Source organism: Neorickettsia sennetsu str. Miyayama, assembly GCF_000013165.1.
Classification (GTDB): domain Bacteria; phylum Pseudomonadota; class Alphaproteobacteria; order Rickettsiales; family Anaplasmataceae; genus Neorickettsia; species Neorickettsia sennetsu.
This window is the reverse complement of record NC_007798.1, coordinates 748,964-765,761: the sequence shown is the minus strand read 5'-3', so window position 1 is coordinate 765,761 and position 16,798 is coordinate 748,964. Positions and strand designations below refer to the sequence as shown.

At 41.4% G+C, this 16,798-nt stretch carries 14 protein-coding genes and 1 tRNA gene; 6 read left to right on the top strand and 9 right to left on the bottom strand.

The window, feature by feature from the left end:
• Complete coding sequence (locus tag NSE_RS03505) at positions 1 to 3,510, top strand: type IV secretion system protein (protein ID WP_011452233.1); 3,510 nt, start codon at positions 1 to 3, stop codon at positions 3,508 to 3,510.
• Positions 3,464 to 6,889: a type IV secretion system protein gene (locus tag NSE_RS03500; protein ID WP_227028948.1), complete on the top strand. Its 3,426-nt coding sequence runs from the start codon at positions 3,464 to 3,466 to the stop codon at positions 6,887 to 6,889. The genes NSE_RS03505 and NSE_RS03500 overlap by 47 nt, the downstream gene beginning before the upstream one ends.
• Positions 6,890 to 6,901: 12 nt before the next feature.
• Here the strand turns inward: NSE_RS03500 and yidD are convergent, their stop codons facing one another.
• From yidD to rpmH, 3 genes are read right to left on the bottom strand one after another with little or no spacing between them, the layout of a single operon-like run.
• Complete coding sequence (gene yidD, locus NSE_RS04065; protein WP_011452231.1) at positions 6,902 to 7,210, bottom strand: membrane protein insertion efficiency factor YidD; 309 nt, start codon at positions 7,208 to 7,210, stop codon at positions 6,902 to 6,904.
• Between the two features lie 5 nt (positions 7,211 to 7,215).
• Complete coding sequence (rnpA, locus tag NSE_RS03495) at positions 7,216 to 7,557, bottom strand: ribonuclease P protein component (RefSeq protein ID WP_011452230.1); 342 nt, start codon at positions 7,555 to 7,557, stop codon at positions 7,216 to 7,218.
• Positions 7,548 to 7,682: a 50S ribosomal protein L34 gene (rpmH, locus tag NSE_RS04060; protein ID WP_011452229.1), complete on the bottom strand. Its 135-nt coding sequence runs from the start codon at positions 7,680 to 7,682 to the stop codon at positions 7,548 to 7,550. Before rpmH ends, rnpA begins: the two co-directional genes overlap by 10 nt.
• 181 nt (positions 7,683 to 7,863) lie before the next feature.
• Between rpmH and NSE_RS03490 the strand changes: the two genes are divergently transcribed.
• A complete protein-coding gene (locus tag NSE_RS03490; RefSeq protein ID WP_227028947.1) occupies positions 7,864 to 8,883 on the top strand; it encodes a COX15/CtaA family protein in 1,020 nt (339 codons plus the stop codon).
• Between the two features lie 42 nt (positions 8,884 to 8,925).
• Here NSE_RS03490 and lgt read toward each other — a convergent pair whose 3' ends face one another.
• Entirely contained in the window at positions 8,926 to 9,726 is an 801-nt protein-coding gene (gene lgt, locus NSE_RS03485; protein WP_011452227.1) for a prolipoprotein diacylglyceryl transferase, read from the bottom strand.
• A 102-nt stretch (positions 9,727 to 9,828) separates the two neighbouring features.
• Positions 9,829 to 10,446: a riboflavin synthase gene (locus NSE_RS03480; protein WP_227028946.1), complete on the bottom strand. Its 618-nt coding sequence runs from the start codon at positions 10,444 to 10,446 to the stop codon at positions 9,829 to 9,831.
• A 298-nt stretch (positions 10,447 to 10,744) separates the two neighbouring features.
• Between NSE_RS03480 and purC the strand changes: the two genes are divergently transcribed.
• Together purC and NSE_RS03470 are read left to right on the top strand one after the other, a co-directional pair.
• Positions 10,745 to 11,467 carry a phosphoribosylaminoimidazolesuccinocarboxamide synthase gene (gene purC, locus NSE_RS03475; protein WP_011452225.1) on the top strand — a complete coding sequence of 241 codons (723 nt, stop codon included), beginning with the start codon at positions 10,745 to 10,747 and terminating at the stop codon, positions 11,465 to 11,467.
• A gap of 285 nt (positions 11,468 to 11,752) precedes the next feature.
• Positions 11,753 to 12,265: a peptidylprolyl isomerase gene (locus NSE_RS03470; RefSeq protein ID WP_275450025.1), complete on the top strand. Its 513-nt coding sequence runs from the start codon at positions 11,753 to 11,755 to the stop codon at positions 12,263 to 12,265.
• Positions 12,266 to 12,327: 62 nt separating this feature from the next.
• Here the strand turns inward: NSE_RS03470 and NSE_RS03465 are convergent, their stop codons facing one another.
• The 3 genes from NSE_RS03465 to NSE_RS03455 all read right to left on the bottom strand — a co-directional run bounded on the left by NSE_RS03465 (position 12,328) and on the right by NSE_RS03455 (position 14,446).
• Positions 12,328 to 13,497, bottom strand: a complete 1,170-nt coding sequence (locus tag NSE_RS03465; RefSeq protein ID WP_011452223.1) for an aspartate aminotransferase family protein — start codon at positions 13,495 to 13,497, stop codon at positions 12,328 to 12,330.
• A complete protein-coding gene (locus tag NSE_RS03460) occupies positions 13,482 to 14,216 on the bottom strand; it encodes a class II aldolase/adducin family protein (protein ID WP_011452222.1) in 735 nt (244 codons plus the stop codon). The genes NSE_RS03465 and NSE_RS03460 overlap by 16 nt, the downstream gene beginning before the upstream one ends.
• 153 nt (positions 14,217 to 14,369) lie before the next feature.
• Positions 14,370 to 14,446, bottom strand: a tRNA-Asp gene (locus NSE_RS03455).
• A gap of 92 nt (positions 14,447 to 14,538) precedes the next feature.
• Between NSE_RS03455 and NSE_RS03450 the strand changes: the two genes are divergently transcribed.
• Positions 14,539 to 15,588 (top strand): mechanosensitive ion channel family protein, encoded by a 1,050-nt coding sequence (locus NSE_RS03450; RefSeq protein ID WP_227028945.1) that lies wholly within the window; start codon positions 14,539 to 14,541, stop codon positions 15,586 to 15,588.
• 9 nt (positions 15,589 to 15,597) lie between these two features.
• On the opposite strand, the gene NSE_RS03445 is transcribed toward NSE_RS03450, so the two are convergent.
• Positions 15,598 to 16,797 (bottom strand): MFS transporter, encoded by a 1,200-nt coding sequence (locus NSE_RS03445; RefSeq protein WP_011452220.1) that lies wholly within the window; start codon positions 16,795 to 16,797, stop codon positions 15,598 to 15,600.
• Position 16,798 lies beyond the last annotated feature (1 nt).

The following is a 16,798-nucleotide window of genomic DNA, read 5'->3' as shown; positions in this document are numbered from 1 at the left end:
ATGCGTAGAGTAGTTCTGGGCTTATTGCTTCTTTTAAGTGCTTGTGACATGGGGTGTATTTATCCTGGCGATGGTGTAAGTGCAAACTTTACAAATGTCATTGTGCCAGCCTATCTAGAAGGTATGGATCCCTCCAAGCCTAGTACATTGTGGGTAGATTCAGGCATCAAAATTAGAGAAGGTGAAGAGGTACCCTTTGGTGTAATTGGTGACATAGATCTATGTGGAAAACTTTTCAATAGAAAGGAATTTGAAATATGTTCTGAATGGAATTGTCAAGTAATCGAGGTAGGTAATAGATTTTGTGCTAATGGTGCTCCTGCAGGCATACATAATCCATCAGACCTTTCGGATGCTAAGAATAAAGAACCTCTATGTGAGAAAGCGTCAACAACTCACGAGAGGTACTATGTTGATACTTACCTAGAGGTTTCACCGGGAGAGAAGGTGCTCTTTGAGTTGATACCAGTAGTCAGCGTCAATCTAGTGGATTGCGACAATATACCACTCGGGTTTTCCTGGTATAACAATGAAGATCTCAAGGACGTAAAGGGAAAAAAGATGCAACTTGTTTCCGGAGGTGAGGTGGATCCGGTTGCTATATGCAAAGCCGGTGGGGAGGTTCATCTACAAAGGGGTGGGAATAAGTTGCAAGTGTTTCTTCCTCCTTCTTTGAAGGGGGAGTTGTTGAATTCAGCTCTTGTTGGGAACGGCTATACCCCAAGAAGTAACAGAGTAATAGTTGGTAATGGGGAAGGTAAGTGGATAGAGGCAGCTGCAGTCGATATGCGGGTTATTGTTCCACATATTTTCTCTGATGAAAAGTTTTGTGATGCTGGTTTCAAGAGTCAGGTTGATCACGAAGAAATTCGCAAAGGGAAGAAGATAAGTTGGGAATACAAGTACAAGGATTCTTGCGATTCGAAAAAGGATGAGGGGAAGCTTAAGAGGTTCGAAACGTACAAGGTAAATAAAATGTGTGGAAATTTTATTTCAGACAGTACGTATAAAGATGGAATATATAGTATCAGGTATGATGAAGACTTTGATAGTTTGAATCCTTGTTTTCGTGCACGCAGAAGGAACAAGTCAGACTTAGAGAGAGCGTGGGCTGATTTACTTGTTGCGAAAATAGGTAGAGCTGGCAAGGATAAGTCTACACTATTGCTAAGTGACGATGAAGCTCAGTTGTGCATTTATAACATTGGTACGGAAGAAACAAATCTCTACGGTAATAGGGTAAAAAGATGTGTTGATGTCGGTGAGTATGGTGGATCTGTACCATCATTGGAGTTGAATACATGGTTTACCATTCCGCGCAGTATCAGTGGAGGAAGTCCGCTGCTCCTTGGGATTGCAGGTAATGAAGATTCTTCAAAAAATTCTGTATATTCAGGTTACCGTGTAAGAGTGCGAAAAAGTTGCTCATACCAAAACGGGGAAAAACTTTATGTCTATATTGGTGACGGTCCGCCAAGTATCGCCCCTGGTGTTTCACATCCAAATGTGCATGAGCTTCGTTTCAATGCTGATACTCCGAAGAGGGCAGTTGTTAATCCACTAAATATCGATTCGAGCACTTATAGTCTCTCTTTCAACGGGAGTGGAAAGGTCTATTTTGGTATAGCAGGGGCTGCCGATAGCAGTTTGGTGAAAGCCGTAAAGACGGGAAAATACCTGCCTAGTGAAGACAATAAATACACGGTCAGTATAGTGCAAGAACGGTGGTATCCAAACTTTTCCGGCCCTTTTAACACGATCTATCATGCTATCGTAAAACTGTTTTATGGGAAGGGTCAAAAAAATCCATATGGTAAACCCGAAGCGACAGGAGTAATAGTACAAATTTATAACGCAATTGTTGGGAAAATTGCACCTGCTGTTCAGGCATTGATAGTGCTTTACCTCGTCACTTATGGGCTGTCCTTTCTACTTGGGATAATCAGAGATCCAAGGTCAGATGTTGTAATGCGGGTGATGAAGGTAGCATTCATTTTGCTCTTAGTGAGCGATTATAGCTGGAAGTTCTTTGGCGAAACAATTTTTGATCTGTTTGTTAATTCTTCTAATGAGCTCATCTACTATTTCACTGGTAACCTTAGTGGGAAATATTCTCCGGATAGTACATTTGAATTTCTGGATAGAACCGTTGGCGTGATAATAACAAACCAGTTTTGGTTAAGGATGCTAGCTCTTTTTCTTTCGGGTCCTGCTGGTTGGTTTATCATGTCGATCATACTGTGGGGTGTGTTTCTCTTTTTTAGTTGCATCATCGAGGCAATGGTGATCTATCTCATGATATTGATTGCGACAGGTTTACTTTTTTTGTTGGCACCTATCTTTATAACTTTCTTGATTTTCCAGAGAACAAAACCATTGTTTGAGGGTTGGCTGAAAATGTTGATCTCTTTTGCTCTGCGTCCGATTTTTATTTTTGGAACCCTCGCATTATTAAATGCAGTAATGATGGCAACGCTATACGGGGTGAATAATTTTGGTGTCTGTCCTGGTTGCGTTGTTTCCACGGATATATTCGGGAGTGACTTATGCATCATTAGTTCGCTCATACCTATGGGATTTGATCCCGGAATGGCTAGTATGGACCGTTTCCTTATTCCTGGCAGTACCAATTCTGGCTTCATGGGTCTTCCTGTGTCGTTGGTTTCAGTGATAGTTTTTCTCTTGGTGGCTCATGCTATGAAGAGCTTCCTGAAAATAACGGATTCTATGGTGGACATGATCACGGGTACAATGATGGGTTATACCGGTGTTACAGGTGGTGGTAGTCCTTCAGATGCAGGTCATGCTGCATATCAAGCTATGTTGTCTGTTGTTGGTTTGGATGATGCAACTCAGTCCGAAATAGGGCAAGCACTTAGATCACGTGCTCGTAGCCGCCGCAGTATTACTTTGGAAGTTGCCGAGGATGCTGAAAAAGTGCCTTCAAGTGAAGATGCTGCACTTGAGAAAGCTGAACGTAGTTCTTTAAAGGATTCTCTCGAAGATCCGAATATAAAATCGACATCTTTGAACAATGAGGGATCGTCAAATGCTCCTGTTGTGACTAGTGGAGCGCAGACTGATACAAATAGGGAACAGGGCATCTATAGTCTGGCTGGTGCTCCTGGGGTTAGACCTGGAGAGGAAAGTATACCTAATCCTATCTACGAAGGTGCTCCTCCTGGTGGAGAACACATTCATGCTGGAATAAATGATGTACGTGGCCAGACTCCTTACAGCTTGGCTGGTGCTCCTGAGGTTAGACCTGGAGAGGAAAGTATACCTAATCCTATCTACGAAGGTGCTCCTCCTGGTGGAGAGCACGTTCATGCTGAGATGGGTAAGCAAAATACTCATACTTTGCTAGGTCCTTCTGGAGCAGAAATAATTAGAGAAGATGGTTCACAAATCTCTCCAGCAGTAGAGAGTACAGACTCTAATGAAGAGACTGCCGAACCGGATAATGGAATTCGTACCCAGAGTCAGGCAGGTGATGATGAAAAAGATTAGGGTAGCGAAAGTGAGTAATCGTATAGCAAGATACTGTCCAAGTGGTTTGAAGCGTGTGCTTGTACTCATGCTTGGACTGTTTTTACTGTCTGGCTGTGAAAAATGTGAAAATGTGTGTCCAAGATGCATAGCAGCAGACGATTTTGGTATACCTAAGTCAAGTGCTGCTGCGTTAATTGAGTATGATAGCCCACTTCTTAAGTCAGATGCAGCACTGCTTGGTCTAGAGGACAATACTTCAGGCAGACAACTAATGCGCTGGGAGGATTCCGGTTATGTTACTTCGGGTGAACCAATCACTTTGAATGTCGAGGGGCGGTGGTTGTTTATGCCTGCGCGTAGCGTACTCCGTTTTTCTAGGGACGAAATACAAAAGGTTTTCCGTTGTGGGGATATTGACTACGAGGCTTTGAAGGAAGCTGATGAAGAATTTAAAAAGAATTTCCCAAACCAGTCCTGCACCTACTTAGCGACACAAATGACCGATATTACAACAGGTTGCTTGATCAATGGTGCAAAAATAGATCCTAAATTCTCCCAGTCTGGATGTATATTAGAAAAGGGGTATGGATTATATCTACTTTTTTACCGTCCTGGTGACCCTAATCCTAATACTACTTTTTCCTCCATTGCAACCCCTGCCTCTCCGGCAATGCATATTGGATATACCGGTGATAGTATCACCATAGAGTCGGTTTTTACAAGCGATTGCACGCGTTTAAACTTGGAGCCTGGCTGGAAAATCTACTACAAACTTATGGACGTGTTCTACCAGAATAACGTGGGTGGTTATTCTCTGGAATTTCGTACAGGGGTGATTGATCCAAAAAATACTGCGAAGTTTTTTGAAAGTGTACGTTCCATGCTACAGGATCTTCTTACCGGACAGAACGAGGCAATATACAAGGCCATTACGTCTAATAACGACTATGTTTCATTAGTGAAGGCTCTAATAGTTCTGATGATTGTTCTCACAGGTCTTAGATTTCTTATGGGAATATCTGAAAGTCCGCCAAGTGAATTACTGATAAAAGTTTTAAAAATGGCAATTATTCTTCAGCTAATTTCTCCGAGTAGCTGGGATTTTTTCTATAATAATTTGTTCCGTTTGTTTATAGATGGACTAAACGAAGTTATAGCAGTAGTGAACTCTCATACTGGTGCTGGTTACCAGCTAGATCAACCTTTTGCTTTCCTCGATGATACCGTGAACATTTTGTTTAAGATGCTTGTTTCGACAAAAGTCAAGGCGATCATACTTGCGTATCCATTGGGAGTTTTTTGGTGGTTAATCCTTTTCTTTATACTGGTGATCTACGTTGTCCTTGTTGCATATGCTTTTGTTGTTTACCTAACCGCCCTTATTGGACTATCAGTGCTAATTGTCTTGATGCCGGTCCTATTTTTGGGAATGCTATTCGGACAGCTTAAACATACTTTCGATAACTGGTTTACCCAGGCACTGAGTTTCTGTTTCCAAGCAATAATGATTTTTACTGTAGTTTCGCTGTTTTCAGCAATGATAAAGGACCAATTTTACAGAAACACAGGCTACACGATCTGTTGCAACAAGTTCTGGGTTTTTCCATTTAATATTTCTGTTTACGCCTGGACACCTGGACAGAAATTTATGCCACTCACTATAACTCACATGTGGGAGAGTAAACGCGTTGAGTTTACTGGTGGTGCAAAAGTGATTGATATACCACCTTATTACAAAGAAAGGGGTTGTAGATTTGTTGATTATCCATTCTATGATCCACAAATTAGTAATGCTAATTGTGGGATTGCTGGTTTTGCTGGAAAAGGAGCAGATTGGGAGCGGATAGAGAAGATAAGAGAATCTGATTCTGGCCTACTTGATATGGCCGAGGTATTTGTGCTGTTGCTTCTTTCGGTGATTATGTTCCACATGAGAGATCTTTGTCAGTCTATAGGGGCGTCGCTTGTCGGTGCATCACCGTTCCAAGCTGTCATAGGTGGTGCTTATGCTGCTCAGGATGGTATAGGTGGACTCTACAGAGCTGGGAAAATGGTTATAGGTGCGCTTGCCGACAAGCTCCCTGTGCTTAGTGGAGTACGTAACAGCGCAGATGATATAGCTTCTCTCAGAAGTCGTGTTGGTGAAAGTATTGCAGCCAAATTAAACGAGACAAACTTGGGTGAAGCCACAATGAAAGTACTCTCCACTGTTGGTGATGTCTCCAGCGGTATAGTAAAAGGTACAGGTTATCTCTTAGGTGTGAATTCAGAGCTCAGTGATCACTATTATGAGAAAAAGGCCTTTAGGCAAATCAACTATACACAGGCTCTTATGGGGTACCATCTTGTATCGATTGTAGGTACCAGGGATTTAAGTGATTCACCAGGAATAAAAATGCTTTTTGGTGGTCTCAAACATATGTCGGATAAGTATTTTGTTGGAGCAAAGGAGGAAAGTCTTTTTGGTGGTTTACGTAAACTTTACGTCTGTGAACGGGAAAAAATTCATGATTACTATCTCGGCATTCAACGTGAGAAATTACCAGAATGTATGGATGATATCAAACGGAACGAAAAGCCAACTGCTGATTTTTCTAGTTCTACTGAGGATGGTCTTTCGATAGATAAAAAATCAGACGCTAATGGAAATCTATCACATCATCCTAATTCATTACCTCCTTCATATAGCGAGATCGAATTCGAAAACACAACTCCTGATATTTCGTTGGAGCTGCCTGAATTTGTTAGTACTGGTGAAACGTCTCCAGGGTTAACGCCTCAAACGGCTGTAGAAGAAGCACATCGTGATTCCGTTGGAGAGGAAAGTAGTGCTTTTGATGTTTCAAGAGGGTCAAGTGAAGATATGAGTGCTGGTGAAACGTCTCCAGAGTTAACGCCTCAAACGGCTGTAGAAGAAGCACATCGTAATTCCGTTGGAGAGGAAAGTAGTGCTTTTGATGTTTCAAGAGGGTCAAGTGAAGATATGAGTGCTGGTGCAACGTCTCCAGAGTTAACGCCTCAAACGGCTGTAGAAGAAGCACATCGTGATTCCGTTGGAGAGGAAAGTAGTGCTTTTGATGTTTCAAGAGGGGTGACTAAAAATACTGCTACTGATGAAGCCGGTCTCGAGTTAGCATCTCATGGTAGAACAGAACAAGATACAGCTGAAGCTTCTAACGCAGAAGACACTGCTTCTGCGTTTTCTAATGTCACTCAGGATGGTGGCGGTATTTTTGGCTCCCTTATAGAGGGTGCTGTAAGCAAACAAGGTACATCTAAAGATCCTTCGCATAGTGTTACTTCAGCAGAAGAGCAGGCTAAGAAGCCTACGAAAAAGCCTAAAGGGCGAAAATTGCCAGGCCAGTTTGTTGAAACTGAGGAAAACTCCGAGGAATAACACTTGATGGTACTATTTCGGGAGGTGCTTATTAAAAGTCTTCCTTGTACGGTTTTGTTGGAATTTATGTTGTGCAAACGGGTGACAACTCAGAAGACGCTTTAGAGAGAGGAATATAGCCTTTGGTAGGGGATGTGTATTTAACATTTCCAACGCGTACTCCGAACAAGTATGTTCGTATATACAACATCGTGGTTTCAACGGTGATATTGCATATTTATAGAAAGTTATTGCAAGTACCGCGAGAGTGGCGAAAAGGCCTCTGCCGTTTTGCAGATACAACAGGACGTAGCAAAAAACAAAGGCAAAGATGGACGGCATCATAGCTAATGCGAGCGACCTGCTCTTTCCAGACAAGACAAAACATCCTCTCTCATTGCTGAAAAGTCGGAAAACACAGACGCAGGCGAAGGAATGAATATATAAGCACGATTCAGTAGCTTCTTCATGGAAACAAGAAAAGGGAGCAATCCACGTAGTTTTCTGCGAACCTTATTTCGCTTAACCGCAGAACCGACCTTTTTTGTCACTATAAACCCCACCACAGGTTCCACGGTCGTCCCGCGCGATATAAGTAGCAGAATACTCCCAGAACGACAGCCAAAGCTATTACACTGATAATACCGAAATGTTCTGCCAGAAAGAATCTTAACTCCTCTTAAGCGCACAAGACATGTCTACCCTTTCTTCTCCTATTATTGATTATAGCCCTGCCACTTTTGCTCGCCATCCGAGCTCTAAACCCATGCCGTCTTTTACGTACTATTTTACTTGGTTGATAAGTCCTTTTCATTTCTAGCTCCAACAGCAGGAACACAACAGCGTAGATTCTACTATGTATTCATGGATGGTTTCAATGTCTTCATTAATCCGACTCAAAATTACTTATTCGCTTTCTTTATCAAATTTAGTTTTAAGAGCTTGCTTCTCCTTAGGTGTTTGTACGTGCGAACTTTTTCATTGCACAGTTTTATGTGATCATTACTGTCTTGAAGTTGCTAAAGAGTCTAATTGCGATGTCTTATAGAACATGGCTTGCTGTCTGTATACTTCTGATATTGTCAATGGTGTCAATTGGTGGTTTTACGAGATTAACTGAGTCTGGATTATCAATTACTGAATGGAAGCCAGTAACTGGAGTGATTCCACCACTTAGCAAGAATGCATGGCAAAAGGAGTTTGATAAGTACAAAAATACTCCTGAGTATAAAGTACGTCACTTTTCCATTTCCTACGCTGAGTTTCAGTTCATTTACTTGGTAGAATATTTTCACCGGCTTGTTGGAAGGATACTGGGGTTAGTCTTCTTTATAGGTTTGGTTTATTTTTTCGTTGTAGGTAACCTAGCTAGGGAGTCACGATTAAGACTGTGCTTTGCTTTGGTCCTGGGAGTAATACAAGGATTTGTTGGTTGGTACATGGTTAAAAGCGGTTTATTGGATGTGCCAGCTGTTAGTCACTATAGACTTGCTTTGCATCTTTTTTGCGCATCTTTACTTTTCATGGTGTTGGTTTATGAATTTCTATCACCGACAGTAATCAAGGGATCTGTGTTCAAATGGCACTTAGTTGGATGCTCACTTATGTTCCTCTTGAGTATGCAAATTATACTTGGAGGCCTTGTAGCTGGGCTGAAAGCTGGCCTCATATGCAGTACATTTCCTCTCATGAATGGAGAATTTTTTCCCGCTGAGATATTTCATGAACTAAGTTTAAATTGTTTCAATGATCCAGTTGCTGTGCAGTTTTTGCATAGAATGAGTGCTTTCTTACTGACCTTTATATGTCTTGTATGTCTGGTAATTTCATTCTTTTATGATAGAGCCTTTCGTGCGAGAGTTTTTTTGGTAGCATCGATGATGTTACTGCAAATGTTTTTCGGTGTTCTAACGCTGCTTTTCCATATACCAATTGATATTGCGTTGTTGCATCAAATAATGGCTTTCATTCTGCTTGGTATTTGTGTTTCCTTTTTGAGGGTGCGGTCCGGATAAAATTTCGTATTGTCAAGAGCTGTGCCGAAGGGTTGCTGGGTCTCATTTACCTGGGACATACTCATTGAACGTCTTCGTTGCGATTAAAATCATCACAACGCCCATTCCTATCATGGGCAAGGACAGAATTTGTCCCATAGTAATAAAGTGAAAAAAATAACCAATTTGAGGGTCTGGTTCCCTAAAATTCTCTAGAATTATCCTTGTCGAGCCATATAAGCTGAGCCAGATTCCGGATAGCATTCCAGGGTATTTCAATATAGGTGTCTTGAAGAAGAGTAGTTGCGTAGCTAAGAAGAGAAGAAACCCTTCAAGAAATCCCTCATAGAGCTGTACAGGGTGTCTAGGGAGACCATCACCGTTTGAGAAAATGACACCCCAACTACGCGTTGTTTGTCTACCATATAGTTCAGCATTCACGAAGTTTCCGATCCTTCCAAGAAAAATACCTAGGCTCGCAGTGGGAGCAATTAAATCTGTAAGGTAGAAAAATTTGTACGAGTGCTGATACGAGAAGAGAAACAACGCTAGTATCAGTCCGAGAAGGCCCCCGTGAAATGACATACCTCCACGCCATAGCATCAATATTTCAAGTGGGTTTGCGATGTAGTAGGTTGAATTATAAAAAATTACATAGCCTAACCTGCCGCCAAAGATTATTCCCAATGTAGCCTGGTAAAAAAGAGTATCTAGCTCCTTGCGTGTGAGATTCGAGTGCTTCGAAACAAAAAGATAACCGTAGACTATGCCAAAAATATATGCAAAGGCGTACCATCGCACCGTGATAGGACCGAAAGAAAAGGCAACCGGGTCAAGATACGGTAAAACTATGGAACAGGTCACCAGCTGAGTTGAGTCACTACAGAGTGAAGTTAGTAAGCCTAAATAGATAAGAAATCAAGTATAAGCGGCGATCCCGCACCATCGCGTACAGATGTAACAGTGCTATATCACAAGTCTGCTATGCTCAAACAATCGCTTTAAGTAGCGAGCTAACAAATCGCTCTCCACATTGACCTTATCACCAACTTTCTTGCTGTGAAAAATAGTCTGGCTCCAAGTATATGGAATGATGTTAACACTAAACTCATTTTCAAATACTTCATTAACCGTGAGAGACGTACCGTCGATGCAGACGCTACCCTTGTACGTTATAAACGGTGAAATCCCTTCTGTAAGGGCAAACGTGAAAACGTGTGATTCACCAGTTTTTTCTATTGCAGTAATCATAGTAGTTTCATCAACATGGCCCTGTACAAAATGTCCGTCGAGTGTATCGCCGATCCTGAGAGAAGTTTCCAAGTTTACCTTCGAACCTTTCTCAAGAGCATGGAAATTGGTTCTGCTAAATGTTTCTTGCGAGACATAGAATTCTAATTCCGTGTTGGTGATGGAAGTTACTGTGAGACAAACACCATTACATGCTATGGAAGAACCGAGTTCCACACTCTGTGCCAATTCTTTTGCATCAACTGCAAGGAAAATTTGTTTATCCCTCACGATTAACTTTGTTACTAAACCTAGTGTTTGCACTATTCCCTTAAACATAACTTCGTCGTTCAAAACCAGCTATAAGAAGCATTTCTGTTATGAGTACATAATGGAAGTTTGTTTACACTATACTCTAACTACAAAGTGAAAGGTACAATTAAAACCAGTCCAAACTATATGTCGTATCTTGCTTCTTACATTTCTGAGAATAGTGTGAATCCGGATCACACGTTTATTTTGTAAAAGAAGGACTCACTTTAGAGTCATATCTGGTAGTCAAAGTCAAAATAAACTTTCCCCACGTCGTTAAGTAGATTGCTTTGTGGTATAATTCTGATACCCTTTGGGGTTTTTAGGTGTTGGGTTGACAATGAGGGAAAGGCGAAAAATTTATGAGGGGAAAGCTAAGATACTATTTAGTTTTCCTGACAACCCTAACCTTGTAACGCAGCATTTTAAGGATGATGTTACGGCTTATAATAATCGGAAACATTCTGTTATTCCAGGTAAGGGAGTAATCAATAACTATATATCCGCCTTCTTCATGCAAAACTTGCAAAATGTCGGAATTAAAACACATTTTGTGAAAGTGCTGAACATGAGAGAACAGCTTGTAAAAAAGGCTGAATTAATACCCATTGAAGTCGTCATACGTAACATAGTTGCAGGTGGTCTTGCAAAAAGGCTCGGTTTGGAAGAGGGCATGATTCTTGATGCTCCGCTGATAGAGACGTATTACAAAAGCGATTCTCTTGGAGACCCGATGGTCACCGATGATCATATTCTTTCATTTAATTGGCTCAAACTGTCTGAGATAGAGGAAATGAAAGTCATGGCATGGAGGATAAATGATTTTCTAAGTGGCGCGCTGTCATCTGCCGGTATCATACTTGTAGACTTGAAGCTAGAATTCGGTTTCTATGATGACCAGATTATTCTGATTGATGAAATCAGTCCGGATACTTGTCGTTTTTGGGATACTGAAACAAAAGAAAAAATGGATAAGGACCGCTTCAGAAGGGATTTAGGCGGAGTAAGTAAGTACTACAGGGAAGTCGCTAGACGTTTAGGTATTCTAAATGGTTCATTCTGAGCGCTGTGTCAAGAAAGTTAGGCTCTATATAGCCCGCACGTGTGGGCCAGTGTTATAGGCTTATCGGATCTGGATTTTCTGTTAATAGCTTTTTATTTAATTGCGAGTACTACCATATAGTACTTTCAATTTTAGAGTATGATGAGGGCCAGTGTCACAACTATTACTGCGTTTGTTCTGTTCTTTTGTGGTGTTTGTTGCTCACATGCCTCTGTGGTATTCCTGCAGTCTCAAGAAGGTGTATTATCATATCCTGAGCACGTGAGTTTTAATAAGATTCAGCAAATGAAAGAGAAGAATGCAAATCCCGTAGTAGGTCTCGAGATAGGTGCTGGTGCTGAGATGTTGGGTGAGATAGAGATTGAGCTCGCAGCAGATGTGGTACCTAGAACTGCAGAAAACTTTCTTCAACTCTGTACTGGTAAGAATGGGTTCGGCTACAAAGGTTCTATATTTCATAGGATAATACCTTCCTTCATGATACAAGGCGGTGACTTTACTCAGGGTAATGGTACAGGTGGCCACTCGATATACAACAATGATGTTTTTCCCGATGAAAACTTTGTCATAAAACACACTGGTCCCGGAAAGGTCTCAATGGCCAACCGTGGTCCGAATACCAATGGATCACAATTCTTTATTACTACAGTAGAGACCCCCTGGTTGGATGGTAAACACGTTGTTTTTGGACAGGTTATTAGGGGAATGTCAGTTGTGAAAAAAATAGAAAGTTATGGTTCCAGCAACGGGAGACCATCAAGAATTATAAAGATATTGGATTGTTGGCAGGTGTCGTAGCTATGCAATAAAATAGAGAAGATCGAGGTTAGCCAGTAAGCTGCAGCTGTTGGTTCAGTCTCCTAACTTTTCAGGTGCTTGTAAAGCACTTCGACCGCGAAGTCTATATTACTTTTCTCTACAATCAATGGGGGTAGAATCCTTAGAACCTGTTTTTTTGATGTGCGATTTAGCGCCAGCCCAGATTTTAGGCATTTCAGCAGCAGATCCCATGTATCTACATTTTGAGCTATCTCTACTCCCATAAGCAAGCCTCTACCTCTAATATCTGTAATCTGGTCCGGAAGGAGTGCTGCAATCTCTTTTAAAGAGCTTGACAGATATTCTGACATCTTTGTTACGTTATGCAGAAATTCTTTGTTTAGTAGATCCAAAGTTGCATCGACAGCGGCCATGGCAAGTGCGTTTCCCGAGTAGGTTCCCCCGTGAGCACCTAGTGGAAGTACAGAGGCAATATCTTTGCTCACTATACACCCACCTACTGGAAATCCGTTACCCATTCCCTTCGCGCACGTGAGTAAATCCGGTTCTACGCCGAGATTTTCATAGTGAAAAAGCTGTCCAATCCTTCCGAAGCCTGTTTGTATTTCATCGAAACATAAGAGAAATCCGAATTTCTCCCTTAGTATTTGTAAATTTTCTAGGTAATCATTTGTTATTTCGTAGATTCCACCTTCGGACTGTATAAGTTCGAGCACGACTGCTGCTGTGTTATGACTCACCTTTGCTTTCAGTTTATCTACGTTATTTGCTTCTATCTGTGTAAATCCCTTTACTAAAGGTGCAAATCCACGGCGTGCTTCCTCCGTGCCACCAGCTGAAATACCAGCGGCGCTCCTTCCGTGAAAACCATTTTTCAGTGTTAGTATTTCGGTTCTGGCTGTGTCACCACATTCATAAAAGTACCGTTTTATGAATTTGACTGCCGCTTCTATTGCTTCTAGACCAGACGAGCAAAAGAAAACTTTGTCTCCAAAATTTGTTGAATTAACTAGTTTTGTGGCAGTTTGTTCTTGGATTTCACTCGAAAAAAGATTCGAACAGTGCCACAACGTATGAATTTGTTCACTGATTTTTTTGTTTATGTACTCATTGCAATGCCCAAAGTTAACGGTCGCAATACCACTTGTGAAGTCACAATACTGTTTTCCATTGGAGTCGAAAAGATATATACCTTTGGCTCGTACTATCTTTACCGGAAATTTCCTTGAAAATCCTAGGACTGCAGACATAGACTCAATGGGTCAGATCCTTTTTCAAATAACTTCGAGAGAGCTTTCCAATCGCGTTCGCCTAATCTCTCCTCAAATGTAAGCATATCCTGCCTTGCCTTTCTACATACATCCGGTCCTGGAAGTATGTATTTCTGTTTTGTGGAAAGAATTGCAACTTGCGTTCTACAAGCTTGCTCTAGAAATCTGGTATAGAAAAGAGCCTCTTGTAGGTTACTACCGCATGTTAGCAAACCATGTGAACGCATCAGCATTGCTTTGTAAGAACCTAGGCTATTCACTAGATCCGCTCCTTGAGTCGCTTTATCCAAAGCAAGAGAGTCATATTTGTAATAGGAGATGTTCTCAAAAAAGGGCATCGCAAACTGGGAAAGTGGTAAGAGTCCACACTCCATAACGGAGACCGCAATACTTGCCTGTGTGTGCAAATGGTATACCGCATTCACGTCACTACGGCTGTTATATATGGAGCCATGTATTGTGTAGGCTGTTTTATTGTATACGACCTCTTCTCCATCGAGAATTTCGCCGTTCAAACTGACTTTGACTAAATCACCGAAAGTGACCTGATTAAAAAGAACGCCAAACTTTGCTATGTAAAAGAAATCTGCATTCTCTGGGCGGACAGTGATGTGAGTATAGGTGAGATCATCCATACCAAGATAGCCGATAATTCGGTATGCGTACAAAAGGTCTTTCTTGATAGGAAGATCAGGCATAGATTAACAAATAAAACCACGCACGGGTGAACGCATCACACAGCGCAAGCAGGCACCTAACTCGTTCATGCCATTATCACTGTTTTTTCTTTGTTACACCTTGTTTCGAGGAAAAGCGTCCTAAACAAACCTACGAAATTAGTGTCCCCAAGATGGCGGGGATGACGAGACTCGAACTCGCGACCTCCGGCGTGACAGACCAGCACTCTAACCAACTGAGCTACACCCCCAAAAACAACGGGAAGAGTAAGCAGTAACGCACATGCTGTAGCCTTACACAACCCAGTGGTGATAGTATTACACGTAGAGGGAGGGTGTCAATATGGGAGAAGCATCGTTTATTGGGTATATTGGATTGATGGGCAATTTTGTTGAGACATATGGTGGTATTTTTATTGCCTTAGGGGTGGTGTTGGTAATTTTACTTTGTGATTTTTTGATCCGTTCGAAAATTCAATCAAGCTCGGAACAGCATATTTTTTTCCGCCTTCTTAAAAATGTTAGATATCCTCTACTCATTGCGATGATTGTAGGTGGTTTTTTGCTCTCTCTTAAGAGTAGCACCATTTACGAGAAATTCTGGGCTTTATGCATGACGCTAGAAGTTGTGCTTATTGGATGTATTGGTTGGGTATTTATTCGAATAATCAAAACTGTTGAGAATCATTGTGCACTAAAGGAAGAGAATTATTCTTTTGTGATTGGTGTTCTTACAACAGTCACAAAAAGTGCACTGCTGTTGGTGGTAGGCTTAATGATACTGGACAAACTAAACGTCAATATTAGTGGGATTTTGGCTGTTGGTGGTATAGGTGGTGTTGTTATTGGTTTGGCTTCAAAGGATTTATTTTCAAGTTTTTTTGGATTTATAACAATTCTTTTGGATCGGCCATTTAAAGTCGGAGATCTTATTTATTCGAGCGACAGAAATATCATGGGGGTAGTTGACAAGATCACTTGGCGTTTTACTCGAGTCATTACCCTTGAAAAAAAACCCATGTATATTCCAAATGCGATTTTCTCAACAATCGTTATTCAAAATGAGAGTGAAGTTCTTGCAAGACGTATCGATGAAGTCCTGAAATTTGAATTTCGTGAGAGTGAAATGATTCCGCAATTTACAAAGGAAATGAATTTGTTTCTTGAGAACAATGAACTGCTCAATCAACAATTTAAGGCAACTTTTAATGTGAGTAAGATAGGAAGTGGAGTGGTCGGAATTAGGTTGATTGCATACACAAAAGCGAGGGTTTGGACGGAGTTCTCTTCAACTCGACAGGAAATTCTTCTTGCAATCTTCGAAACCGCAAGAAAAATGGATCTCAAACCCATGTATCCAGAAACAGAGATGTGCCTGTACGACAGCCGTTGAGCTGCCCTTTTATGTTGAGAGAGGACTTTTATTCTTTACGCAAAGCCTCCAGAAGAGTGGTAATGCTAGAACCGCAATTGCTAGGCAATACGTGATAACTGAAAGTCCTGCTATAATTCTGTCAGGATCCGCTACGCTACCTCCAATCACGATGCTTATTGTTGAGTGAAAGAAATACCCAAAAGCCATCATTATCATATTGGCACATGCTGCGGCAGTTCCTGCACAATTTTTTGGTACCATGCAAGAAGCAAGCTGTATTATTAATGTTTGGTAGCAGCAAGCTACACCTACTGTGAACAGCACGGCGGATAATAAGTTGAGTGATAATTGGGCATAGAATAACAATTGGAAACCTAATAACATCACACATCCGCAGAAGGTGAGGATCGAATAATAGTTGTTGAAACGTGCAACTATCAGCCCAATAATCGGCGATCCAACTGCCAACCCTAACAGTATCAACGATGGTAGAAAAGCCGCCATCGAAGGTGCAATGCTAGGATAAACTACAGCAAAGAACTTGGTTGCCCAATTATCCGCAAAACCTTCCATAGGACCTATCATCAACCCACCTATCAGTGAAATAACTAACCACCTCTTAAACGAAAAAAGCTCTGACAGCGCTTTTGTAGCTGTATTTACACTGGTTTGCTTTTCTTTTGTAGGAATAAAAATGTAGGCAGAAGCTGCAATAGCAAGACCTGCACCCAAAAGCACAGAAAATGCGTTATACCATCCAAATGTTTGTATGCAATAATTCAACGGCTGTCCAGCATACATTGCTCCCACTAATGCAGCAGATACTGAGACTCCCAAGACGAAGGAGAAATTCTCTTGTGTGAAAAGATCCCTGATCACTTTCAGCAGGCCAAGTATGCCAATTGAAGACGCTCCACCCAGAACGAGCTTCCCCACGATCAAGAGCTCTATAGACGAGGTATAAACTAGGGGCAGCATTCCGATAACTACTAACAAAGCACCAACAAAAATCACCGTTCTTGCACCAACGCGGTCCAGCATCATTCCCACTGGTATGTGGAGTAAAGTATATGCTACATAGTAGAGCCCATTTACCTGTCCCAGGGTGGCAGACGAAATATCAAACCTCGTCATTACATCATCGACTATTATGTTTGGCAGAACGCGAAGTATGTACTGGTACATGAAGAACAGAGTTGCTATTAGCCACGGAAGGATATTTCCCATA